Below are 18,935 nucleotides of genomic sequence, written 5' to 3' on the forward strand. Positions count from 1 at the left end.
CGTGTGGGAGGACCTTGACATGCTCCTGGAAGCGCTCAGCTCCGCGATCCTCGGCCTGGCCCTCGCATGGGTCTACGCCGTGCGCCTGCCGCATCGCCTTCCCGCCCGCCCGCTCGTCCTGTCGACCGGCGTCGCCGGAGCCCTCTTCGGCGCCTTCGTCACCCACAGCGCACTGGAGGCCGGCGGTTTCCTGCCGATCCTGGTCGGCGCGGCGATCCTCTCCGTCGCCTCCCTGTCGCTGCTGCTGCGCCCGGCGGGAAGACTCCGCCGACGCTCGGCGACGGCGTGAGCAGCCGCCGAGGCCGCCGTCGCGGGCGCGGGCGACCTCACACCTAGAGCGCGGGGTTCGGCAACGCCCAAAGGGGCGCGGGGCTGTTTCGATATGCGGCTCCGCCGCGATGGGGGTCCCCCCGCTCGAGCGAAGCCGAGAGTGGGGGAGCGACCAGCCACGACGCACCCGCGGATGGCGTACCGGACTTCCAGCGGAGCGCTCAGGCAGCGAGCCCCAGTGCCGCCATCCGCTTGGTGTGTGCCTCGGTGATGCGGGAGAACATCCTGCCGACCTCGGCGAGGTCGAAGCCGTCGGCGACACCGCCCACGAGCATCGTGGACAGCGCGTCCCGCTCCGCGACCACCCGCTGGGACTGCGACAGGGCCTCGCCCATGAGCCGGCGCGCCCACAGCGCGAGCCGCCCGCCCACCCGCGGGTCGGCGTCGATGGCCGCGCGCACCCGGTCGACGGCGAAGCCGGCGTGCCCGGTGTCGTCGAGCACGGCGAGCACCAGGGAGCGGGTGTCGGAGTCCAGCCGTACGGCGACCTCGCGGTAGAAGTCGCTGGCGATCGAGTCGCCGACGTAGGCCTTGACGAGCCCCTCCAGCCAGTCCGAGGGCGCGGTCTGCTTGTGGAAGCCGTCCAGCGCGGCGACGAACGGCTCCATGGCCGCCGTCGGCTCCTCGCCGATCTCCGTGAGCCGGTCGCGCAGCCGCTCGAAGTGGTGGAACTCGGCCGACGCCATCTTCGCCAGCTCCGCCTTGTCCTCCAGCGTCGGCGCCAGCTTGGCGTCCTCCGCGAGCCGCTCGAACGCCGCGAGTTCCCCGTAAGCGAGCGCACCGAGCAGGTCCACGACCGCGGCCCGGTACTGCGGATCGGCGGAGGCGGTCGCCCAGTCCTGGGCGGCGACCCCGGTGTGTTCGGCGGCGTCGGGGGTCTCGGCGGCGTTGTCAGGCTTGTCAGAGGTCGTCATGAAGCGCACAATAGCCCGCTTGCCGCGCGGAGGAAGTCCCTGGTCAGTCAGTGTGACCACGACGACGCGAAGGACTGCGTCCACGGGTGTGACGACGACTACGTGACCGAATCGGCCATCGCATGTGCGCGAATCCGGGGTATGGTGGTAATGCGCCTGCTGGTACGACGCCCAATTTGTCGTACCTCGACAGGCCGCACGTATGAGGATGCCCGGTCGGTGGCCCGATCGGCTCCGACCCGACAGCCCTCCCTGACCGTACGCAAGTGTGCGTACGACGATCGGAGGGGCCCTCAGCGGTACGCAGGCTCTTGAGCGTTGGCAGAGGTCCCGTGTCCTACGGCTCGCCCCCGCGGCAGCCGACGTCCCCGGCACGGTCAGACACGACCCCCGCGCTCGCCTCGCACCGCACACACAGAAGAGGCAGCACCCTGACTACGACGTTCCGAGAGCTCGGGATCCTCCCCGAGACCGCCGAGGCCCTGGAAGCCGTCGGCATCGTCACCCCGTTCCCCATCCAGGAGATGACCCTCCCCGTCGCCCTCTCCGGCACGGATGTCATCGGCCAGGCCAAGACCGGCACCGGAAAGACGCTGGGCTTTGGCCTTCCGCTCCTCGAGCGCGTCACCGTTCCCGTCGACGTCGAGGCCGGCCGCGCCAAGCCCGAGGCGCTCACCGACGCACCACAGGCCCTGGTCGTCGTCCCCACGCGCGAGCTGTGCACGCAGGTCACCAACGACCTGCTGACCGCAGGCAAGGTGCGCAACGTGCGCGTCACCGCGATCTACGGCGGCCGAGCGTACGAGCCGCAGGTCGAGGCCCTGAAGAAGGGCGTCGACGTGGTCGTCGGCACCCCGGGCCGGCTGCTGGACCTGGCCGGCCAGAAGAAGCTCAACCTGAACCACGTCAGGTGCCTGGTCCTCGACGAGGCCGACGAGATGCTCGACCTGGGCTTCCTGCCCGACGTCGAGAAGATCATCAACATGCTTCCGGCGCGCCGCCAGACGATGCTGTTCTCGGCGACGATGCCCGGCGCGGTGATCGGCCTGGCCCGTCGCTACATGTCGCAGCCCACGCACATCCGCGCCACCGCGCCGGACGACGAGGGCGTGACGGTCGCGAACATCTCGCAGCACGTCTACCGCGCGCACAACATGGACAAGCCCGAGATGGTCGCCCGCATACTCCAGGCCGACGGCCGCGGACTGGCCATGGTCTTCTGCCGCACCAAGCGCACCGCGGCCGACCTCGCCGACCAGCTCAAGCAGCGCGGCTTCGCCTCCGGCGCGGTCCACGGCGACCTCGGCCAGGGCGCCCGCGAGCAGGCGCTGCGCGCCTTCCGCAACGGCAAGGTCGACGTCCTTGTCTGCACCGACGTCGCCGCCCGCGGCATCGACGTCGAGGGCGTGACGCACGTCATCAACTACCAGTCCCCCGAGGACGAGAAGACGTACCTGCACCGCATCGGCCGTACGGGCCGCGCGGGCGCGTCCGGTACGGCGATCACTCTGGTCGACTGGGACGACATCCCGCGCTGGCAGCTGATCAACAAGGCGCTGGAGCTGGACTTCAACGACCCGCCGGAGACGTACTCGACGTCCCCGCACCTGTTCGCCGACCTCAGCATTCCCGAGGGCACCAAGGGTGTCCTGCCGCGCTCGGAGCGTACGCGCGCCGGGCTCGACGCGGAGGAGCTGGAGGACCTGGGCGAGCCGGGCGGCCGCGGTCCGCGCGGTCGCGGTGGCCGGGGTGGCCGGGACGAGTCCCGTTCCGCCGACCGCGAGCGTCCCTCCCGTACGCCGCGCCGCCGCCGCCGTACGCGCGGCGGGACCCCGTTGGACGCGACCGAGACCACCGGGGTCACGCCGGAGACGGACACCCCCGCCGAGGAGGCCGCCGCGCCGCGCACCCTGCGCCGTCGGCGCCGCACCCGTAGCGGCGCCCCGGCGGAGGCGCCGGCCATAGCAGCGGCCGAGCCCACGGCGCCGGAGGCGGCGGAGACCGCCGTGGCGACGGCCGAGGGCCCGGCCACCGTGGACGCCCCCGAGACGCCGGAGAAGCCGCGCCGCCGCACCCGCAAGTCGGTGGAGGCCGCTCCCGTCGAGGCAGCGGTCGACACGGCCGAGGCGACCCCTGCGACCGCCCCGGAGACGCAGGAGCCCCAGCCGCGCCGCCGCACCCGCAAGGCCACGGCGACCGCCGCCGAGACTGCCGTCGACACCGCCGAAGGCACGGAGGCCAAGCCCCGCCACCGTACGCGCAAGACGGCCGAGCCCGCGGAGACCGCCGAGACTGCACCGGCACCGGAGGCGGAGCCCAAGCCGCGCCGCACCCGCAAGGCCACGGCGACCGCCGAGGCAGCGGTCGACACCGCGGAAGGCACGGAGGCCAAGCCGAAGCGCACCCGCAAGGCGACCACCACCACGGACGACGCCGACGCCAAGCCCAAGCGCACCCGCAAGGCCACGGCGACCGCCGCCGAGGCTGCCGTCGACACCGCCGAAGGCACGGAGGCCAAGCCGAAGCGCACCCGCAAGGCCACGGCGACCGCCACAGCCACCGTCGACACCGCCGAGGGCACCGAAGCGAAGCCGAAGGTGCGCCGTACCCGCAAGGCGGCCGCCTCCGTCCCGGAGATGACTGCCGAGATTCCGGCGCAGGCGACGCAGGAGCCGGAGACCAAGCCGCGCCGTCGCACTCGTAAGGCGGCGGCCGCTGTGGAGTCCGCGGACAGCTGATCACCGCAGTACGACGGCCCGGTCCCACCTCAGGTGGGGCCGGGCCGTCGGCATTCTGACGCCCCTGATACACCCCCGCCCGCTACCCTCACCCCGTGACCGATCCCGCCCACCTCGCCCCGCCCCCCGGCGCCCGCGCCTGCTCCCTGCGCACCGCGCGCGGGGACTTCGCCGTCGTCGACATGCCCGTGGCACCCAGCGTCGAGCACAAGGGAACGGCGTTGCTGCTGCCCGGTTTCACCGGCAGCAAGGAGGACTTCCGTCTGATGCAAGGGCCGCTCGCGGAGCGCGGGTACCGGACGGTGGCCGTGGACGGGCGGGGGCAGTTCGAGTCGGACGGGCCGACGGACGACGAATCGGCGTACACGCAGCCCGAGTTGGCGCGGGACGTGCTTGCCCAGGCCGAGGCCGTCGGCACGCCGGTGCATCTCCTCGGGCACTCTCTGGGCGGGCAGATCGCCCGGGCCGCGGTCCTGCTCGACCACTCCCCCTTCGTCTCGCTCACCCTCATGGCGTCGGGCCCGGCGCAGATCTCCGTCTCCCAGCAGCAGCGCGTGAAGCTGCTGCGGGACGCGCTCGCCGTGATGAACATGACCGAGGTGTGGGAGGCGATCCAGGCCATGGGCCCACCGGAGGAGGTCGGCGGGCCGGCCCGTGGCCTCGGCGGTCCGGAACTGCTGCGCCGCCGCTGGCTCGGCAACAAACCGGCCCAACTCATGGCGACGGGCCGCCAGTTGTGCACGGAGCCGGACCTGGTCGCCGAACTCGCCGCGGTTCCGCTGCCGTTCCACGTTCTGTCGGGTGCACACGACGACACCTGGCCGGTGCCGCTGCTGGACGACATGGCCGCACGACTGGATGCGCACCGCACGGTCGTGGAGGGCGCCGAGCACTCACCGAACGCGGACCAGCCCCTGCCGACGGCCCGCGCGATCGCCGACTTCTGGGACCGCGTGCCCCGTTAGTACTGCGTCTGCAGGTGGTTCCAGAACCCGTCCCGCAGTGACCGGCGCAGGTCCGCCTGGCCGCGCAGCGAGTACTGAAGGATGCTCTCCGCCTCCACCAGCAGGTCCTGGTCCACGGAGCCGGGGAGATACGGGTGGCCGGGCAGCAGTTCCACCAGGGCCTCCCGCCCTCGCGCGGCCAGCCACTTCGCCGCGATCTGCGCGCCGACGAAGCGGACGTCCTCCCGGGTGGGCCGGGCGGCGCCGGTGGCCTCGTAGGCGGCGGTGCGCCGGGAGACGTACGGCTTGAAGAATTCAAGGTCGAGGGTGCGCTGGCTGTCGACCTCCCAGAGGAGGGGGTCCGCCTGGTTGCGGCCCTCGGGCGCCTCGATACCCCACAGGTGCACCCGCGCGCCGTATCCCTGCGCCGCCTCGACCGCCGACACCAGGTCCTCGTCGCCGCCGAGGAGGGCCGCGTCGCTGATGGCGCGGTGCCGGGCGAGGGACTCCAGGTCGGTCCGGATCAGTGAATCGACGCCCTTTTGCTGGTTGTTGGCATTGAGGTTGCCCAGGCGGACCTTCACGTCGGGCAGTTCGGCGATGGACTGCTGCTCGGCGGTGTGAATACGGCGCCGGGCGCCGTCGTACCAGTAGACCCGCAGCAGCCGGCTGTCCGCGAAGACCGTGCGGGCCCGGTCGATGAGCGCGTCGATCAGCCCTTCGGCGTCGAGGTCGAAGGCCCGCCGGTCCTCGGTGCCGGCGACCAGCCGTCCCGCGGCCGCGTACAGATACCCGGCGTCGACGAAAATGGCGTGGGTCGAGGGTGTCTTCGCCACTTCGGCGAGCATGCGCTGCAGCAGCTCGTTCGTGCGGTCGATACGGGCGGACAGGGCCGCGAGGTCGTCGTTCATTGACTCCATTGTCCCGCTGGTCACGCTGCGAACACAACCAGTCCCGGTTAGTCTCGAACCAGCGGCTTACCGGACAGTAATTAGCCGTTCGAAAATTTTCTTTAGCGTAGGGAATGTTTGTAACAAGCGTGCTGTTCCATTCCTATGGAACCCGGGGCACATCCGCCCCATGGGCTCTCCATCAGTAGTTCTCCTCAGGAGGATGACCAGACGAAGGGAGAAGCCATGCGCTTCGAAATCATGCGACTCGACGACGTGGACGGCACGCCCGTGGACACGACCGTCGTGGACGCCGCCTCCGTCAACCGGATCGTTCAGCAAGCCGCCGCCATCGGACAGCGACTGTGGATCCGTCCGGCCGACACCTCGGCTTCATAACGCGGATCATCCATCCAAGCTTCAGGGCCCCGTACGGTCACACCGTACGGGGCCCTGCTGTTGCCGCCGGGGCCGTCAGCACACCTAGCTGCCCTGGATGACCTGGGTGACCCCGTTGATGATCTGCTGCACGGCGATCGCGGAGAGCATCATCCCCGCGAGCCGCGTCACGAGGACGACACCGCCGTCCTTGATGATCCGGATGATCACCAGGGAGTAGCGCATCACCAGCCACAGGACGACATGGATGGCGAGGATGGCGGACCACACCGACACCTGCGTGCCGACGCTGTCCGCCTTCTGCACGGCCAGGATGACCGACACGATCGCACCGGGTCCCGCCAGCAACGGCATGCCCAGCGGTACGAGGGCGACGTTGACGTCCTTGGTCTGCTTGGGCTCGTCCGTCTTGCCGGTGAGCAGGTCGAGCGCGATCAACAGGAGCAGCAGCCCGCCGGCGATCATCAGCGCGGGCACCGACACATGCAGGTAGTTGAGGATCTGGTGCCCGAGCACCCCGAAGACGGTGATGACACCACCGGCCACACAGACGGCCTGGAACGCCATCCGCTTCTGCACCTTGGCGGGCCGCCCCGCGGTCAGGGCGAGGAAGATCGGGGTGATCCCAGGGGGATCCATGATGACAAAAAGGGTCAGAAAGAGAGAGCCGAAGACGGCAACGTCGAACATGGGGAAGTACAGGCCTTGCGAGAAGTGAACGGACGTGAGCGTGGGGGTGGTGCGCCTCAGGCCCCGCCGGTCCCCGGCACCGGGAACGCCCCGGTCGCCCTCCGGGTGATCTCCCCGTACACCTCGGGGTCGGTCGCGTACTCGCCCAGCGAGACGGTCTTGCGGCTGCCGTGGTAGTCGCTGGAACCGGTGACCAGCAGCCCCAGCTCCTTGGCCAGCCCGCGCAGCCGCGCCCGGGTGTCCGGGTCGTGGTCCATGTGGTCGACCTCGATGCCGTCGAGCCCGGCGGCGGCCATCTCGACGATCGCCGATTCCGGCACCGTACGCCCCCGCTTGGCGGCGCCGGGATGCGCGAACACCGCCACGCCACCCGCACCCTTGATCAGCCGGATCGCCTCGAAGGGGTCGGTCTCGTGCTTCTCCACGAAGGCCCGCCCGCCGTCGGCCAGCCAGTCCTGCGTGAACGCGTCGCCCACGGTCGGTACGACACCCAGCTCGACCAACGCGGAAGCAACGTGCGGCCGGCCGACCGAGCCGTCACCGGCGATCCGGGCGACCTGCTCCCAGGTGACCGGCACGCCCAGCTCGTTCAGCTTGGCGATCATGCCCTTGGCCCGCGGCACCCGGTCGTCGCGCACCAGCTCGCGCTCGGCGAGCAGCGTGGGCTCCTCGGCGTCGAAGAGGTAGGCGAGCATGTGCATGCTGATGCCGTCGATACGGCAGGACAGCTCGGCGCCGGTGACAAGGGTGAGCCCCTCCGGCAGCGCGGCGATCGCCTCGGCATGCCCGCGGGTGGTGTCATGGTCGGTCAGCGCAACGACGTCCAGTCCGGCCGCGGCGGCATTACGCACGAGCTCGGCCGGGGTGTCCGTACCGTCGGAAGCGGTGGAGTGGGTGTGCAGATCTATGCGCACGACGCGGACTCCAGGCGATGACGGGACGGCAGGGACGCCCCAAGGATAGCGGGTCAGCAGGCATGACCGTGTCATAACCGCAACACCGGTTCGCCCCCTACAGACGGCTGTCAGTCGCCGAGCAGGGGCGCGGGGCTGTGTCGATGTGCGGCTCCGCCGCGATGGGGGTCCCCCGCTCGAGCGAAGCCGAGAGTGGGGGAGCGACCAGCCACGACAAACCCGCACCCGGCCACCGCCCTCAACGCACCCCGAACCTCACCCCCCCTACGGCTGAAGCAAGCGCGGCGACAACGCCCCGCACGGCACCAGGTCCACCTCGGCCCCCGCGTCCCGCACATCCGTCAGCACCAGCTCGTCGTACATCAACAGCCCCGACTGCTCGGGCCAGACGACTGCCCACAGCCAGAGCCCGCGCGCCTCGCCCGCGAAGACCGCACGGTCGGCCGGACTGCCGGAGACATGCCAGAGCGGAGTGGGGCGGCCGGCGGCCAGCACCTTGGCCTGGGGCGGCTTGCCGACGTCCATGTACGGCCCCGGGTCCGGCCCGTCGATGCCCGCGTACCGCGCGCCAAGGCCGACGCCGAGCTCCTCGGCGACCAGGATCAGTTCGCCTATGCCGCCGAGCGGGCCGGGTCCGGAGCAGGCCACGGCCGTGGCGCGGCCGCCGCTTCGGTCGTCACCGGCGCAGGCCACGCCCGTGAACAGCCAGCCGACCGGTAGCGGCCACGGCATCCACACCGGTACCTGCGTGCGATGCACCACGACACTGAGGGCCTCGACGCTGGGCGGGATCACGGGCTGCAGCGGATGCACGGTGCCGTGGACATCGCACTGCCAGGAATCGGCGAAGAGTCCGGGAGCCCTGACCCGGCCACCACACTTCGGGCAACTGGGTTCGCCCCTCATAGGGCTCCACGGTCCTACCCCGACTGCGCCACGTCAAGGACGATCACCCGTCCGGGCGGAACGCCCGGGCCGGGAAAAGGGGTTGGGTGAGCTTCCTCACTCCGGATTCAGTCCAGTGCGACGGACTTGCGGACCGGGTCCCTGAGGTCCGTCCCCTGTGTCAGCCACCGCTCCTGGAGGGCCTGCGCGCCGTGCACCCGCTTCCACGCGGCCTCGTTGGGAGTCATGGGCAGCAGGGGCAGGAACCGTACGGGATCGAGGGGCGCGTCCAGCTCCAGATCCTCGACCAGCCCACCGGGCTCGGCCACCAGGACGGAGGTGAACGGGGCGCCGGGCCACAGCGGCTCGCCGACGTCGAGCGAGGCACCGGGTGCCACGACCACGCCCTCGACCTGCGGAGACGCGGCGAGCACGGCGAGTGGACGGAGCACCTTGTCGGTGTCGGCGACACCGGACCGCACGGAGAGGACCAGCTCGGCGCGGGGCCCCTTGACCGGGTCGGCGAGTACCGCGGTGGGGTCGGCCATGGGCTGGGCGGACATGCCGAGCGTGGCGTAACGGACGACGTCCCCCTCCTGGAAACGCAGCACCTCGATGCGGTCGGTGCCGAGGAAGGTGACCGCGGCGCGCGCGTCCGGTTCACCCAGCGCGGTGCGCAACCGGGCCTCGACCAAAGGGAGAACATCAGCCATGCAGCGAGCATAGAACTCGTCAGGACCGGGCAAACGAGCGCCTTGACACTGCAGTCGGCTGATACTCTTGGCCAGGTTCGGGGCAGCACGCAGAAGCGTCGCGGTCAAGTCCCGACGCCGACGACACTCCCTTACGAGGGACCGGCCGGAGGAGGTGGGGCTGCAATGGACCGAAGTCGACCGTGCAGTACCACCCGCTCTTCCGACCGCTGACGTAGCTCTGGCTCTGCCGGCTGCCACCTCTCGTTGCGTATCTCCACGCGGAAGAGCACTTCGTTTCGCTTTGCCTGATCTGTCTGACCTGCATCAGCAGCTGAATCAGCAACGAAGGTCACCACCGCGACGGTGCGGTGCTCCCCGCTTTGTGGACGTGCCAAACATCCCGCAAGTCAGGACGTCCCCATTCCGGGCAGTTCCACCCGTCGCAGCGGACTTTCGCTGCTCGTTGCGAAGGAGCCTGCCATGTCGATGATCCGCGACCTCCGAGCTGCGGTCCGTCCGTCGCGTCCGGTGCTGCGCAAGGACACCGGGGCGTACGACACCACGCGCGACCCCGGGACGACCTCCGCCGTCGTCGACTGCGCCATCTACCGCGACGGCGCCCGCGTCGAGTCGTCGAGGCCGCTGACCCCGCACGAGGCGATGCGCCGGGTGCGGCGCGACGGAGGCTTCGTGTGGATCGGTCTGCACGAGCCGACCGAGGCCGAATTCGCCGGTATCGCCAGTGAGTTCGGGCTGCACCCGCTGGCGGTCGAGGACGCCGTCCAGGCGCACCAGCGGCCGAAGCTGGAGCGCTACGACGACTCCCTGTTCACCGTCTTCAAGACCATCCACTACGTCGAGCACGACGAACTCACCGCCAACAGCCAGGTCGTCGAGACCGGCGAGGTGATGTGCTTCACCGGCCGGGACTTCTTCATCACCGTCCGGCACGGCGGCCAGGGCTCGCTGCGGGCGCTCAGGCACCGGCTGCAGGACGACCCCGAGCTGCTCGCCAAGGGCCCCTCGGCGGTGCTGCACGCGATCGCCGACCACGTCGTGGACGGCTACATCGCGGTCGCCGACGCGGTGCAGGACGACATCGACGAGGTGGAGACGGAGGTGTTCTCGCCGGGACGCAAGGGGACGCCGCGCGGTACGGACGCCGGACAGATCTACCAGCTCAAGCGCGAGGTCATGGAGTTCAAGCGGGCGGTGTCGCCGCTGATGCGGCCGCTGCAGCTGCTCAGTGAGCGGCCGATGCGGCTGATCGACCCCGACATCCAGAAGTACTTCCGGGACGTCGCCGACCACCTGGCCCGGGTGCAGGAGCAGGTGACCGGCTTCGACGAGCTGCTCAACTCCATTCTCCAGGCCAACCTCGCGCAGGCGTCCGTCGCGCAGAACGAGGACATGCGCAAGATCACTTCCTGGGCCGCGATCATCGCCGTACCGACGATGGTCTGTGGTGTGTACGGGATGAACTTCGATTACATGCCGGAACTGCGCTGGAAGTTCGGGTACCCGATGGTGCTCGGGATCACGGCGATGATCTGCTTCGGCATCCACCGGACGCTGAAGCGCAACGGATGGCTGTGAGCGGCCTCGTTACGCTTCTCCCATGACTGGTGAGCTGCTCGAGAGGGCCCTCGTCGAGGAGGCCACGAAGAAGTCCGGCCTCATCTGGGTGAAGGGGCCCGGTGCTGCGGCCCGCGCCCTGTGGCATGTGTGGCACGAGGGTGCGGCCTGTGTCGTCGGCGACGGGCCGGGCGAGCAGCCGCTGCCGGGGCTGGCCGACGGGGCCGCGGCCGAGGTGACCGTCCGCAGCAAGGACAAGGGTGGCCGGCTGGTCTCCTGGACGGCGAAGGTCGTGGAACTGACGCCCGGTTCCGAGGCGTGGGAGGCCGCCGTCGCCGAGTTGAAGGGCAAGCGGCTCAACGCACCCGACGGTGAGGCGATGACCGAGCGGTGGGGGCGCGAGTGCCGGGTGCTCCGCCTGGAGCCGACGGGGACGACGCAGCCCCTGCCCGACGGCTCCCTGGCCGAGCAGCCGCTGCCGACTCCGGCGACGACGCGGGAGCCGATCCCTGCGGGGCTGCCGCGGCTGCTGATGAAGAAGCGGTGGCGCAAGTAGCGGCTACGACGTCGGCAGCTGTTGGCCGTAGTCCACCGTCTCGTCCCTCGTCGGCTGTTCCAGGGCGAAGTCCTTGCCCCAGTCGGAGAAGCTGAGGGTGCCCGCGCCGCCGGCGCGGACCAGGCGCAGGGGGTACGGCTTGCCCTCCAGGGAGACGTCCAGCGTGCCGCCGGAGCCCCGGTCGCCGGTGATGCGGATGGTGCGGACGCCGGACTGTTCGTGGTGGCCGTCGGTCTCCAGGGAGCCGTGCAGGGTCAGCAGGCTCTTGAGGAGGACATCCTTGTCGGTGAAGCCGCTGAAGCGCTTGTAGGAAGGGTCGCCCTGCGGCACCTTGACGTACTTGCCGTCGAGTTTGTCGGCCGCGGCGGTGTCCTCCTTGTCGTCCTTGCCGTGCCCGTCGTGCCAGAACTCCGCGTCCGCCATGAGGAACAGCTCCTCACCGACCCGCAGCAGTTTGAACGTCGCCCCCTCCGCGGTGACCGACCCGCTGCCACCGTCCGACTTCAGGCGCATGTCGAGCTTGTACGTGCTCCCGCCGGCGACGACCGTTCCCGACAGCCGGACCGCGGCAGCGGCCTCCGCCGCCGTGCGGGTCTGGGCCTGGATCTTGGCGGCGGGGAGCTTGCCCACCCCGTTCGTGCCCGCGTTCGGATCTTCCTCGCTGCACCCCGTCAGCGCCGTCCCCGTCACGACCAGTGCGCACATCGCGCTCGCCAGCGCGGTCCGGCGGGTACGGCCCTGGGGCATCGCAGTCACAGGTGGTGCTGCCTTTCTGACGTGGGTCCTGAGCGGCGTACCGCAGCGTACCGGGGCTGTGCGCACCAGGCGGAGCCAGTCCGTCCGGACCGCTCACCAGGGCGTATCCGATCGGGACGGGCTAGCCTGAAGCCCAACTGAGCGAGCAATTCGACAAGAACAGAGCAAAAGCAACGCACGGTAGGAAAAGGAGGCGCAGCCATGGTCGCGGGCGCCCCCCGGATCTTCGTCTCGCACCTGTCCGGCGTCGCCGTCTTCGATCCGAACGGCGACCAGGTGGGCCGCGTGCGGGATCTGGTCGTCATGCTGCGCGTCGGCCGCCGGCCCCCGCGGCTGCTCGGGCTGGTCGTCGAACTCGTCACCCGCCGCCGGATATTCCTGCCCATGACGCGGGTGACCAGCATCGAGTCCGGCGAGGTCATCACCACCGGTGTGCTCAACGTCCGCCGTTTCGAGCAGCGTCCCACGGAGCGACTCGTGTTCGGTGAACTCCTCGACCGGCGCGTCACGCTCGTCGAGACCGGTGAGGAGGTCACCGTCCTCGATCTGTCCGTGCAGCAGTTGCCGGCCCGCCGCGACTGGGAGGTCGACCGTGTCTTCGTCCGCAAGGGCCGGAAGGGCGGCGCGTTCCGGCGCGCCAAGGGCGAGTCGCTGACCGTCGAGTGGTCCGCCGTCACCGGTTTCTCCCTGGAGGAGCAGGGACAGGGCGCCGAGAGCCTGCTCGCCACCTTCGAGCAGCTGCGCCCCGCCGACCTGGCGAACGTCCTGCATCACCTCTCGCCCAAGCGGCGCGCCGAGGTCGCCGCCGCCCTCGACGACGACCGCCTGGCCGACGTCCTCGAAGAGCTCCCGGAGGACGACCAGATCGAGATCCTCGGCAAGCTCCAGGAGGAGCGTGCCGCCGACGTCCTGGAGGCGATGGACCCGGACGACGCGGCCGACCTGCTCTCCGAGCTGCCGGAGGAGGAGAAGGAGCGGCTGCTGAGCCTGATGCAGCCCGCCGACGCGGCCGACATGCGGCGTCTGATGGCGTACGAGGAACACACCGCCGGCGGTCTGATGACCACCGAACCGATCGTGCTGCGCCCCGACGCCACCGTCGCCGACGCCCTCGCCCGGGTCCGCAACCCCGACCTCTCCCCCGCCCTGGCCGCCCAGGTGTACGTCTGCCGCCCGCCCGACGAGACGCCGACCGGCAAGTACCTGGGCACCGTCCACTTCCAGCGGCTGCTGCGCGACCCCCCGTACACCCTGGTCAGCTCGCTCGTCGACGACGACCTGCAGCCCCTCGCCCCGGGCGCGGCGCTGCCCCTGGTCGCCGGGTTCTTCGCGACGTACGACATGGTCGCGGCGCCGGTCGTCGACGAGTCCGGGTCGCTGCTGGGCGCGGTGACCGTGGACGACGTACTGGACCACATGCTGCCCGAGGACTGGCGGGAGACGGAGTTCGAACTCGACGAGGGCGAAGGGGTGGTCGCCCATGGCTCCTGAGCGAGAGCCGGCGCGTGAGATCGTCCGGGAGCGCATTCCGGTGGGCGCCACGGCGACCACGCGCCCCCGCGCCCGCCTGGACCAGCCGCGCGCGCCCCGGCGCCGGATCCTGCCCGAGTGGGACCCGGAGGCCTTCGGGCGGCTCTCGGAGCGCATCGCGCGCTTCATCGGCACCGGACGGTTCCTCGCCTGGATGACCGTCGTGATCATCGTGTGGGTGCTGTGGAACGTGTCCGTGCCCAGCGTTCTGCGCTTCGACGAGTACCCGTTCATCTTCCTCACGCTCGCCCTGTCCCTGCAGGCGTCGTATGCGGCCCCGCTCATCCTGCTCGCACAGAACCGCCAGGACGACCGCGCCCGGGTCGATCTCGAACAGGACCGCAAGCAGAACGAGCGGTCGATCGCGGACACCGAGTACCTGACCCGGGAGATCGCCGCCCTGCGCATCGGCCTCGGGGAGGTGGCGACGCGGGACTGGATGCGCTCCGAACTCCAGGACCTGGTCAAGGAGCTGCAGGACGGACACCACGACGGTCACCGCGTATTCCCGGCAGAACGATCAGGGATACGTGACGTAGACGACTGCTGACGGACTTTCCGAGGCCCCCGCCGGGCGCCGTACCATCGTCCTTATGGCTACGGAAGACGCGGTGCGCGAAGCACTGGCGACGGTGAACGACCCCGAGATCAACCGGCCCATCACCGAGCTCGGGATGGTCAAATCGGTGGAGATCGGCGCGGACGGAACGGTCGCGGTCGCCGTGTACCTGACGGTCTCCGGCTGCCCCATGCGTGACACGATCACCCAGCGGGTGACCGAGGCGGTCTCCCGGGTCGAGGGCGTCACCCGCGTCGACGTGACGCTCGACGTGATGAGCGACGAGCAGCGCCGCGAGCTGGCGACCGCCCTGCGCGGCGGCCAGACCGAGCGCGAGGTTCCCTTCGCCAAGCCGGGCTCGCTGACCCGCGTGTACGCGGTCGCCTCCGGCAAGGGCGGCGTCGGCAAGTCGTCCGTCACGGTCAACCTGGCGGCGGCGATGGCGGCGGACGGTCTGAAGGTCGGTGTCGTCGACGCCGACATCTACGGCCACTCCGTGCCGCGCATGCTGGGCGCCGACGGGCGTCCCACCCAGGTCGAGAACATGATCATGCCGCCGTCCGCGAACGGTGTGAAGGTCATCTCCATCGGCATGTTCACGCCGGGCAACGCGCCCGTGGTGTGGCGCGGCCCGATGCTGCACCGGGCGTTGCAGCAGTTCCTGGCGGACGTCTACTGGGGCGACCTGGACGTCCTGCTGATGGACCTTCCGCCGGGCACCGGCGACATCGCCATCTCCGTGGCCCAGCTGGTCCCGAACGCCGAGATCCTGGTCGTGACGACCCCGCAGCAGGCCGCGGCCGAGGTCGCGGAGCGGGCCGGCTCCATCGCCGTACAGACCCACCAGAAGATCGTCGGCGTGGTCGAGAACATGTCCGGCCTGCCCTGTCCGCACTGCGGCGAGATGGTCGACGTCTTCGGCACGGGCGGCGGCCAGGCGGTGGCGGACGGCCTCACCCGCACCACGGGCACGAACGTCCCCGTCCTCGGCAACATCCCCATCGACGTCCGCCTCCGCGAGGGCGGCGACGAGGGCAAGCCGGTGGTCCTCACCGACCCGGACTCCCCGGCGGGCGCGGCCCTGCGCTCGATCGCGGGCAAGCTGGGTGGCCGGCAGCGGGGCCTGTCGGGCATGTCGCTGGGCATCACGCCGCGCAACAAGTTCTAGAACTTTCCGGAAGTGGTACGAGGTCGGGGCGCCGTCTGTGCAGACGGCGCCCCGACCTCGTCACCTTGTCGCCTTGTCAGGCGTACTCCGCGATGTCCTTGATCACGGCGAAGCCCAGCCCGTACGCGCTCATACCCCGGCCGTACGCCCCCAGGTGGAGCCCCTGCTCCGTCGTCCCCGCGAGCACCCACCCGAACTCGGACTCCCGATAGTGGAAGGACGTGGGAACGCCGTCCACCGGCAGGGACAGCGTCGACCAGTCCTCGCCGGCGAGATCGTCCGCGAGGACCCACGCCGTCTCCGTCTGCTGCTCCAGCCAGTCGTCCCGCAGGGTGTGGTCCATCTGCGCGGGCCAGGTGAAGGACAGCAGCCCCACCCCGGCGAGCCAGGCCGCCGAGGAGACCGACGTGGCCTCCAGCAGCCCCGTACCGTCCGCGCTGCGCCGCACCGGGTTGGCCGCGACGGTCACCACGACCGCGAACCGTTCCCGGTCCTCCGTCGTCTCACCCCGCACCGAGGGCTCGTCACCGTGGCCGATGGAACCGTGCTCCACGGCCCCGTCGGCCGTCGTACCAACCTGCATCAGCCAGCGCGGGCCCGTGAACGCCTCGTCGAGGCCGTACCAAGGGAAGGGCGCGCGCAGGTAGCCGTCGACCGTACGCCGGTCCGAGGGGAGCTGTGGTCCGCCCTCCGCGGCCGGCGCCTGTGCGACTGCCCGACTCGTCGTCTCCATGTGCCCGGACGCCTCCTCGCTCTCGTCGGACCAGGCGGCCCGCCCCCCTTCGGGCGTACTCGTCCGGTCCGCACAACAACTCGGCAGCATATCCACACCGCTGCGGGCCGCAGGGAATGCGCCCGGCGCGTGGGTCGCCCGGGGACGCGCTCAGGCCGCGCGGGCGCGGGGATACGGGCTCGGATGATCAGGTGGCGTCCGCGTCGAAGGGCGGGCGCTCGTCGGGCTTCTTCGTCATGTCCACGCGGGCGCCCGAGGAAGCCGGGGAAGCCGACGGGGCGGTGGACGTCTCGGTGTCACGGCCCTGCACCGCGTCCGTGACCTCGGCCATCTCCTTCTTCAGGTCGAAGCCGTTGCGGATCTCCTTCAGCCCCAGGTCGTCGTTGTCCAGCTGCTTGCGGATGAACGTCTTGGGGTTGAGGTCCTCGAACTCGAAGTCCTTGAACTCCGGGCCCAGTTCCTGCCGGATGTCCTGCTTCGCGCTCTCCGAGAACTCGCGGATCTTCCGGACCGTGCGCATCACGTCCTGGATGACCTTCGGGAGCTTGTCCGGACCGAAGACGAGCACGGCGAGGACGATGAGCGTCACCAGCTCTAGCGGTCCTATGTCATTGAACACCTGAAGCTCCTTGCGATGTCCCGGGCCGGATCCACGGTACCCGCCGATCCTGTCCGACCGGTACCGTCCCGTGACCCCCGAGTGCGTGTAAGTGAGCGGTTTTCCGGTTGTTTGCCTTGTGGGGGCCGGTTCGGAGTCTGGTCTGTGAGGTTTGTGCGATTTCGCTCAGTCGCCGTCGGAGGAGCCGAGCACCAGGGAGATCGTCTGCTCCCTGCCGTCGCGTACGACGGTCAGCTTCAGGCGGTCGCCGGGCCGGTGGGCGCGGGTCTTGACGATCAGTTCCTCGCCGGAGTGGATGCGCTGGCCGTCGACCTCGGTGATGACGTCGCCCGCCTTGATGCCGGCCTTGTCACCGGGGCCGTTGCGGGTGACCGGGGGTCCGCCGTCGTTGCCCTTGGTGCCGACGCGGGCGCCGTCGCCGGTGTAGTTCATGTCGAGGGTGACGCCGATGACCGGGTGGGTCGCCTTGCCGGTGCTGATCAGCTCCTCGGCGACGCGTTTGCCCTGGTTGACGGGGATGGCGAAGCCGAGGCCGATGGAGCCGGCCTGGCCGCCGTCGAGGTCGGAGCCGCTGTCGGCGGAGCGGATCGCGGAGTTGATGCCGATGACACGGGCCTGCGCGTCGAGCAGGGGGCCGCCGGAGTTGCCGGGGTTTATGGGGGCGTCGGTCTGCAGGGCGTCGACGTAGGAGACGTCGCTGCCGTCGCCGCTCTCGCCGCCGGCCGTGATGGGCCGTTCCTTGGCGCTGATGATTCCGGAGGTGACGGTGCCGGCCAGGTCGAAGGGCGCGCCGATGGCGACGACCGGGTCGCCGACCTGGACGTTGTCGGAGTTGCCGAGCGGCAGGGGCTCGAGCCCGCTCACCCCGCGCACCCGCACGACGGCCAGGTCGTAGCCGCCGTCCCTGCCGACGACCTCGGCCTTCGCGGTGTCGCCGCTGTGGAAGGTGACGGTGATCTCGCCGTCGTCTCCGGCGGGCTCGACGACGTGGTTGTTGGTGAGGATGTGGCCACGGTCGTCGAGTACGAAGCCGGTGCCGGTGCCACCTGCGTCGGCGCCGCTGACGTGCAGGGTGACCACGCTGGGCAGGGCCCGGGCGGCGATCCCGGCCACGCTGTCCGCGGCCCGCCCGGCGGGCTCCTCTCCGGCCTGCGGCAACTCCACCTCCCCGACGCCGCCGTTCCGCTCCAGATACGCCCCTACGGCCCCGCCGACGCCCCCGGACACGAGCGCGACCAGCACCAAGCCGATCAGGAGCACCTTCATACCCCGCCTGTGCCGCTGCTCCTGCGTGAGCACGGCGGCACCGGTCTGCTGAAGGGGGGCGGGGGCCGGTGCGGCGCCGGGCTGGGCGGCCGCCGCGGCCCAGGGGTCGTAGCGGTGCCAGGGGTTGGTGGGGGGTGGGGTGTCGGGGGTTCCTGCCGGGGCGGGCGGGAGGGCGCCGGGGGCGGGGGCGGACGTGCCCGGTGCGGGAGCCGACGCGAGGGCGCCCGGGGTGGGCACGGGCGGGCCGGGCACAGGGGTCGGCGCGGGCGGGCCCGCTACGGGAGCCGGTCCCGACATGTCTGCGCCGGGTGCCGGGGCGCCGTGCGAGGGCGCCGGGGCACCAGGCAGGGGGGCTGCCGGTGTCGGCGTGGGCATGCCGTGCTGCGGAGCGGGCGCCGGTATCGCCGTGCCGTTCGCCGGTGTGGCCGCCGGGTGCTGCACCGGCGGAGCCGGCGCCCAGGGTCCGGGCTCGCCGTAGGGCGGGGTGCTGTAGGGGTCGGGGTCGTGCAGGGGCTTCTCGGCAGCGGGCAGGGCGTCCGAGGCCACGCCCGCTGCCGGAACGGAACCCGCCTCTTCGGCGGACGCCGGAGCCGCAGACACCGTCCCCTCGGCCACATCCTCCGGGCGCCTCAGTTCGAAGTCGCCCTCGGCGGACGCCGCGTCGCTTCGGGCCGCTGCGGAGCGGTCCGGCTCATAACCCCCTCCGGCGTCACCAAAAGGCGACGCAGGGCCCTGCGTGGGCTTCCCCTCGTTCATGCTCTCCCCACAGCCGGC

Annotated in this window: 19 protein-coding genes; 9 read left to right on the top strand and 10 right to left on the bottom strand. The window is 70.9% G+C overall.

Annotated elements, in window-relative coordinates:
* The first annotated feature begins 19 nt into the window (after window positions 1–19).
* Window positions 20–289, top strand: a complete 270-nt coding sequence (locus ACFVJQ_RS02910; protein WP_385510726.1) for a hypothetical protein — start codon at window positions 20–22, stop codon at window positions 287–289.
* Between the two features lie 202 nt (window positions 290–491).
* Here the strand turns inward: ACFVJQ_RS02910 and ACFVJQ_RS02915 are convergent, their stop codons facing one another.
* On the bottom strand, window positions 492–1,244 hold the full coding sequence (locus ACFVJQ_RS02915; RefSeq protein ID WP_224735562.1) for a ferritin-like fold-containing protein: 753 nt from the start codon (window positions 1,242–1,244) through the stop codon (window positions 492–494).
* A 332-nt stretch (window positions 1,245–1,576) separates the two neighbouring features.
* On the opposite strand from ACFVJQ_RS02915, the gene ACFVJQ_RS02920 reads away from it, so the two are divergent.
* Entirely contained in the window at window positions 1,577–3,982 is a 2,406-nt protein-coding gene (locus tag ACFVJQ_RS02920) for a DEAD/DEAH box helicase (RefSeq protein ID WP_385780465.1), read from the top strand.
* Window positions 3,983–4,077: 95 nt separating this feature from the next.
* Window positions 4,078–4,947, top strand: coding sequence for an alpha/beta fold hydrolase (locus ACFVJQ_RS02925; protein ID WP_385780468.1), 870 nt, complete (start codon window positions 4,078–4,080; stop codon window positions 4,945–4,947).
* Here ACFVJQ_RS02925 and ACFVJQ_RS02930 read toward each other — a convergent pair.
* A complete protein-coding gene (locus ACFVJQ_RS02930; protein WP_385510963.1) occupies window positions 4,944–5,846 on the bottom strand; it encodes an NYN domain-containing protein in 903 nt (300 codons plus the stop codon). The two genes, ACFVJQ_RS02925 and ACFVJQ_RS02930, sit on opposite strands and share 4 nt — an antisense overlap.
* Window positions 5,847–6,062: 216 nt before the next feature.
* Between ACFVJQ_RS02930 and ACFVJQ_RS02935 the strand changes: the two genes are divergently transcribed.
* Window positions 6,063–6,215, top strand: coding sequence for a hypothetical protein (locus ACFVJQ_RS02935; protein WP_129801357.1), 153 nt, complete (start codon window positions 6,063–6,065; stop codon window positions 6,213–6,215).
* A gap of 84 nt (window positions 6,216–6,299) precedes the next feature.
* Here ACFVJQ_RS02935 and ACFVJQ_RS02940 read toward each other — a convergent pair whose 3' ends face one another.
* The 4 genes from ACFVJQ_RS02940 to ACFVJQ_RS02955 all read right to left on the bottom strand — a co-directional run bounded on the left by ACFVJQ_RS02940 (window position 6,300) and on the right by ACFVJQ_RS02955 (window position 9,417).
* Window positions 6,300–6,905 (bottom strand): MarC family protein, encoded by a 606-nt coding sequence (locus ACFVJQ_RS02940; protein WP_129801356.1) that lies wholly within the window; start codon window positions 6,903–6,905, stop codon window positions 6,300–6,302.
* 56 nt (window positions 6,906–6,961) lie between these two features.
* Window positions 6,962–7,819 (bottom strand): PHP domain-containing protein, encoded by an 858-nt coding sequence (locus ACFVJQ_RS02945; RefSeq protein ID WP_385510730.1) that lies wholly within the window; start codon window positions 7,817–7,819, stop codon window positions 6,962–6,964.
* A 264-nt stretch (window positions 7,820–8,083) separates the two neighbouring features.
* The gene (locus ACFVJQ_RS02950; RefSeq protein WP_224738248.1) at window positions 8,084–8,725 is read right to left on the bottom strand and encodes a DUF6758 family protein; all 642 of its coding nucleotides are present in this window, start codon (window positions 8,723–8,725) and stop codon (window positions 8,084–8,086) included.
* 107 nt (window positions 8,726–8,832) lie between these two features.
* On the bottom strand, window positions 8,833–9,417 hold the full coding sequence (locus ACFVJQ_RS02955; RefSeq protein ID WP_385780473.1) for a suppressor of fused domain protein: 585 nt from the start codon (window positions 9,415–9,417) through the stop codon (window positions 8,833–8,835).
* Window positions 9,418–9,879: 462 nt separating this feature from the next.
* Between ACFVJQ_RS02955 and ACFVJQ_RS02960 the strand changes: the two genes are divergently transcribed.
* A complete protein-coding gene (locus ACFVJQ_RS02960) occupies window positions 9,880–10,995 on the top strand; it encodes a magnesium and cobalt transport protein CorA (RefSeq protein WP_385510733.1) in 1,116 nt (371 codons plus the stop codon).
* Window positions 10,996–11,017: 22 nt separating this feature from the next.
* Window positions 11,018–11,530, top strand: coding sequence for a hypothetical protein (locus tag ACFVJQ_RS02965; protein ID WP_385780476.1), 513 nt, complete (start codon window positions 11,018–11,020; stop codon window positions 11,528–11,530).
* Between the two features lie 3 nt (window positions 11,531–11,533).
* On the opposite strand, the gene ACFVJQ_RS02970 is transcribed toward ACFVJQ_RS02965, so the two are convergent.
* Window positions 11,534–12,286 carry a hypothetical protein gene (locus tag ACFVJQ_RS02970; protein WP_385780479.1) on the bottom strand — a complete coding sequence of 251 codons (753 nt, stop codon included), beginning with the start codon at window positions 12,284–12,286 and terminating at the stop codon, window positions 11,534–11,536.
* 201 nt (window positions 12,287–12,487) lie between these two features.
* Here ACFVJQ_RS02970 and ACFVJQ_RS02975 point away from each other — a divergent pair, with 201 nt between their 5' ends.
* The 3 genes from ACFVJQ_RS02975 to ACFVJQ_RS02985 are packed head-to-tail and all read left to right on the top strand — an operon-like array spanning window position 12,488 to window position 15,543.
* Window positions 12,488–13,777, top strand: coding sequence for a magnesium transporter MgtE N-terminal domain-containing protein (locus ACFVJQ_RS02975; protein WP_385510736.1), 1,290 nt, complete (start codon window positions 12,488–12,490; stop codon window positions 13,775–13,777).
* Window positions 13,767–14,366: a DUF1003 domain-containing protein gene (locus ACFVJQ_RS02980; RefSeq protein WP_385510737.1), complete on the top strand. Its 600-nt coding sequence runs from the start codon at window positions 13,767–13,769 to the stop codon at window positions 14,364–14,366. The genes ACFVJQ_RS02975 and ACFVJQ_RS02980 overlap by 11 nt, the downstream gene beginning before the upstream one ends.
* 43 nt (window positions 14,367–14,409) lie before the next feature.
* On the top strand, window positions 14,410–15,543 hold the full coding sequence (locus ACFVJQ_RS02985) for an Mrp/NBP35 family ATP-binding protein (RefSeq protein ID WP_385510738.1): 1,134 nt from the start codon (window positions 14,410–14,412) through the stop codon (window positions 15,541–15,543).
* 76 nt (window positions 15,544–15,619) lie between these two features.
* Here the strand turns inward: ACFVJQ_RS02985 and ACFVJQ_RS02990 are convergent, their stop codons facing one another.
* From ACFVJQ_RS02990 to ACFVJQ_RS03000, 3 genes are all read right to left on the bottom strand, one after another.
* Window positions 15,620–16,276: a hypothetical protein gene (locus tag ACFVJQ_RS02990; RefSeq protein ID WP_385510740.1), complete on the bottom strand. Its 657-nt coding sequence runs from the start codon at window positions 16,274–16,276 to the stop codon at window positions 15,620–15,622.
* Window positions 16,277–16,463: 187 nt separating this feature from the next.
* A complete protein-coding gene (locus tag ACFVJQ_RS02995; RefSeq protein WP_385510742.1) occupies window positions 16,464–16,895 on the bottom strand; it encodes a sec-independent translocase in 432 nt (143 codons plus the stop codon).
* Window positions 16,896–17,060: 165 nt separating this feature from the next.
* Complete coding sequence (locus ACFVJQ_RS03000) at window positions 17,061–18,917, bottom strand: S1C family serine protease (RefSeq protein WP_385780484.1); 1,857 nt, start codon at window positions 18,915–18,917, stop codon at window positions 17,061–17,063.
* Window positions 18,918–18,935 lie beyond the last annotated feature (18 nt).

This window comes from Streptomyces sp. NPDC127197 (assembly GCF_042672405.1).
In the GTDB taxonomy this organism is placed as follows: domain Bacteria; phylum Actinomycetota; class Actinomycetes; order Streptomycetales; family Streptomycetaceae; genus Streptomyces; species Streptomyces flavusporus.

Coding starts and splice junctions, on each gene's coding strand:
- ACFVJQ_RS02910 (WP_385510726.1), top strand. CDS start 20: ATGCTCCTGGAAGCGCTCAGCTCCGCGATCCTCGGCCTGGCCCTCGCA.
- ACFVJQ_RS02915 (WP_224735562.1), bottom strand. CDS start 1,244: ATGACGACCTCTGACAAGCCTGACAACGCCGCCGAGACCCCCGACGCC.
- ACFVJQ_RS02930 (WP_385510963.1), bottom strand. CDS start 5,846: ATGGAGTCAATGAACGACGACCTCGCGGCCCTGTCCGCCCGTATCGAC.
- ACFVJQ_RS02935 (WP_129801357.1), top strand. CDS start 6,063: ATGCGCTTCGAAATCATGCGACTCGACGACGTGGACGGCACGCCCGTG.
- ACFVJQ_RS02940 (WP_129801356.1), bottom strand. CDS start 6,905: ATGTTCGACGTTGCCGTCTTCGGCTCTCTCTTTCTGACCCTTTTTGTC.
- ACFVJQ_RS02950 (WP_224738248.1), bottom strand. CDS start 8,725: ATGAGGGGCGAACCCAGTTGCCCGAAGTGTGGTGGCCGGGTCAGGGCT.
- ACFVJQ_RS02955 (WP_385780473.1), bottom strand. CDS start 9,417: ATGGCTGATGTTCTCCCTTTGGTCGAGGCCCGGTTGCGCACCGCGCTG.
- ACFVJQ_RS02960 (WP_385510733.1), top strand. CDS start 9,880: ATGTCGATGATCCGCGACCTCCGAGCTGCGGTCCGTCCGTCGCGTCCG.
- ACFVJQ_RS02965 (WP_385780476.1), top strand. CDS start 11,018: ATGACTGGTGAGCTGCTCGAGAGGGCCCTCGTCGAGGAGGCCACGAAG.
- ACFVJQ_RS02975 (WP_385510736.1), top strand. CDS start 12,488: ATGGTCGCGGGCGCCCCCCGGATCTTCGTCTCGCACCTGTCCGGCGTC.
- ACFVJQ_RS02980 (WP_385510737.1), top strand. CDS start 13,767: ATGGCTCCTGAGCGAGAGCCGGCGCGTGAGATCGTCCGGGAGCGCATT.
- ACFVJQ_RS02985 (WP_385510738.1), top strand. CDS start 14,410: ATGGCTACGGAAGACGCGGTGCGCGAAGCACTGGCGACGGTGAACGAC.
- ACFVJQ_RS02990 (WP_385510740.1), bottom strand. CDS start 16,276: ATGGAGACGACGAGTCGGGCAGTCGCACAGGCGCCGGCCGCGGAGGGC.
- ACFVJQ_RS03000 (WP_385780484.1), bottom strand. CDS start 18,917: ATGAACGAGGGGAAGCCCACGCAGGGCCCTGCGTCGCCTTTTGGTGAC.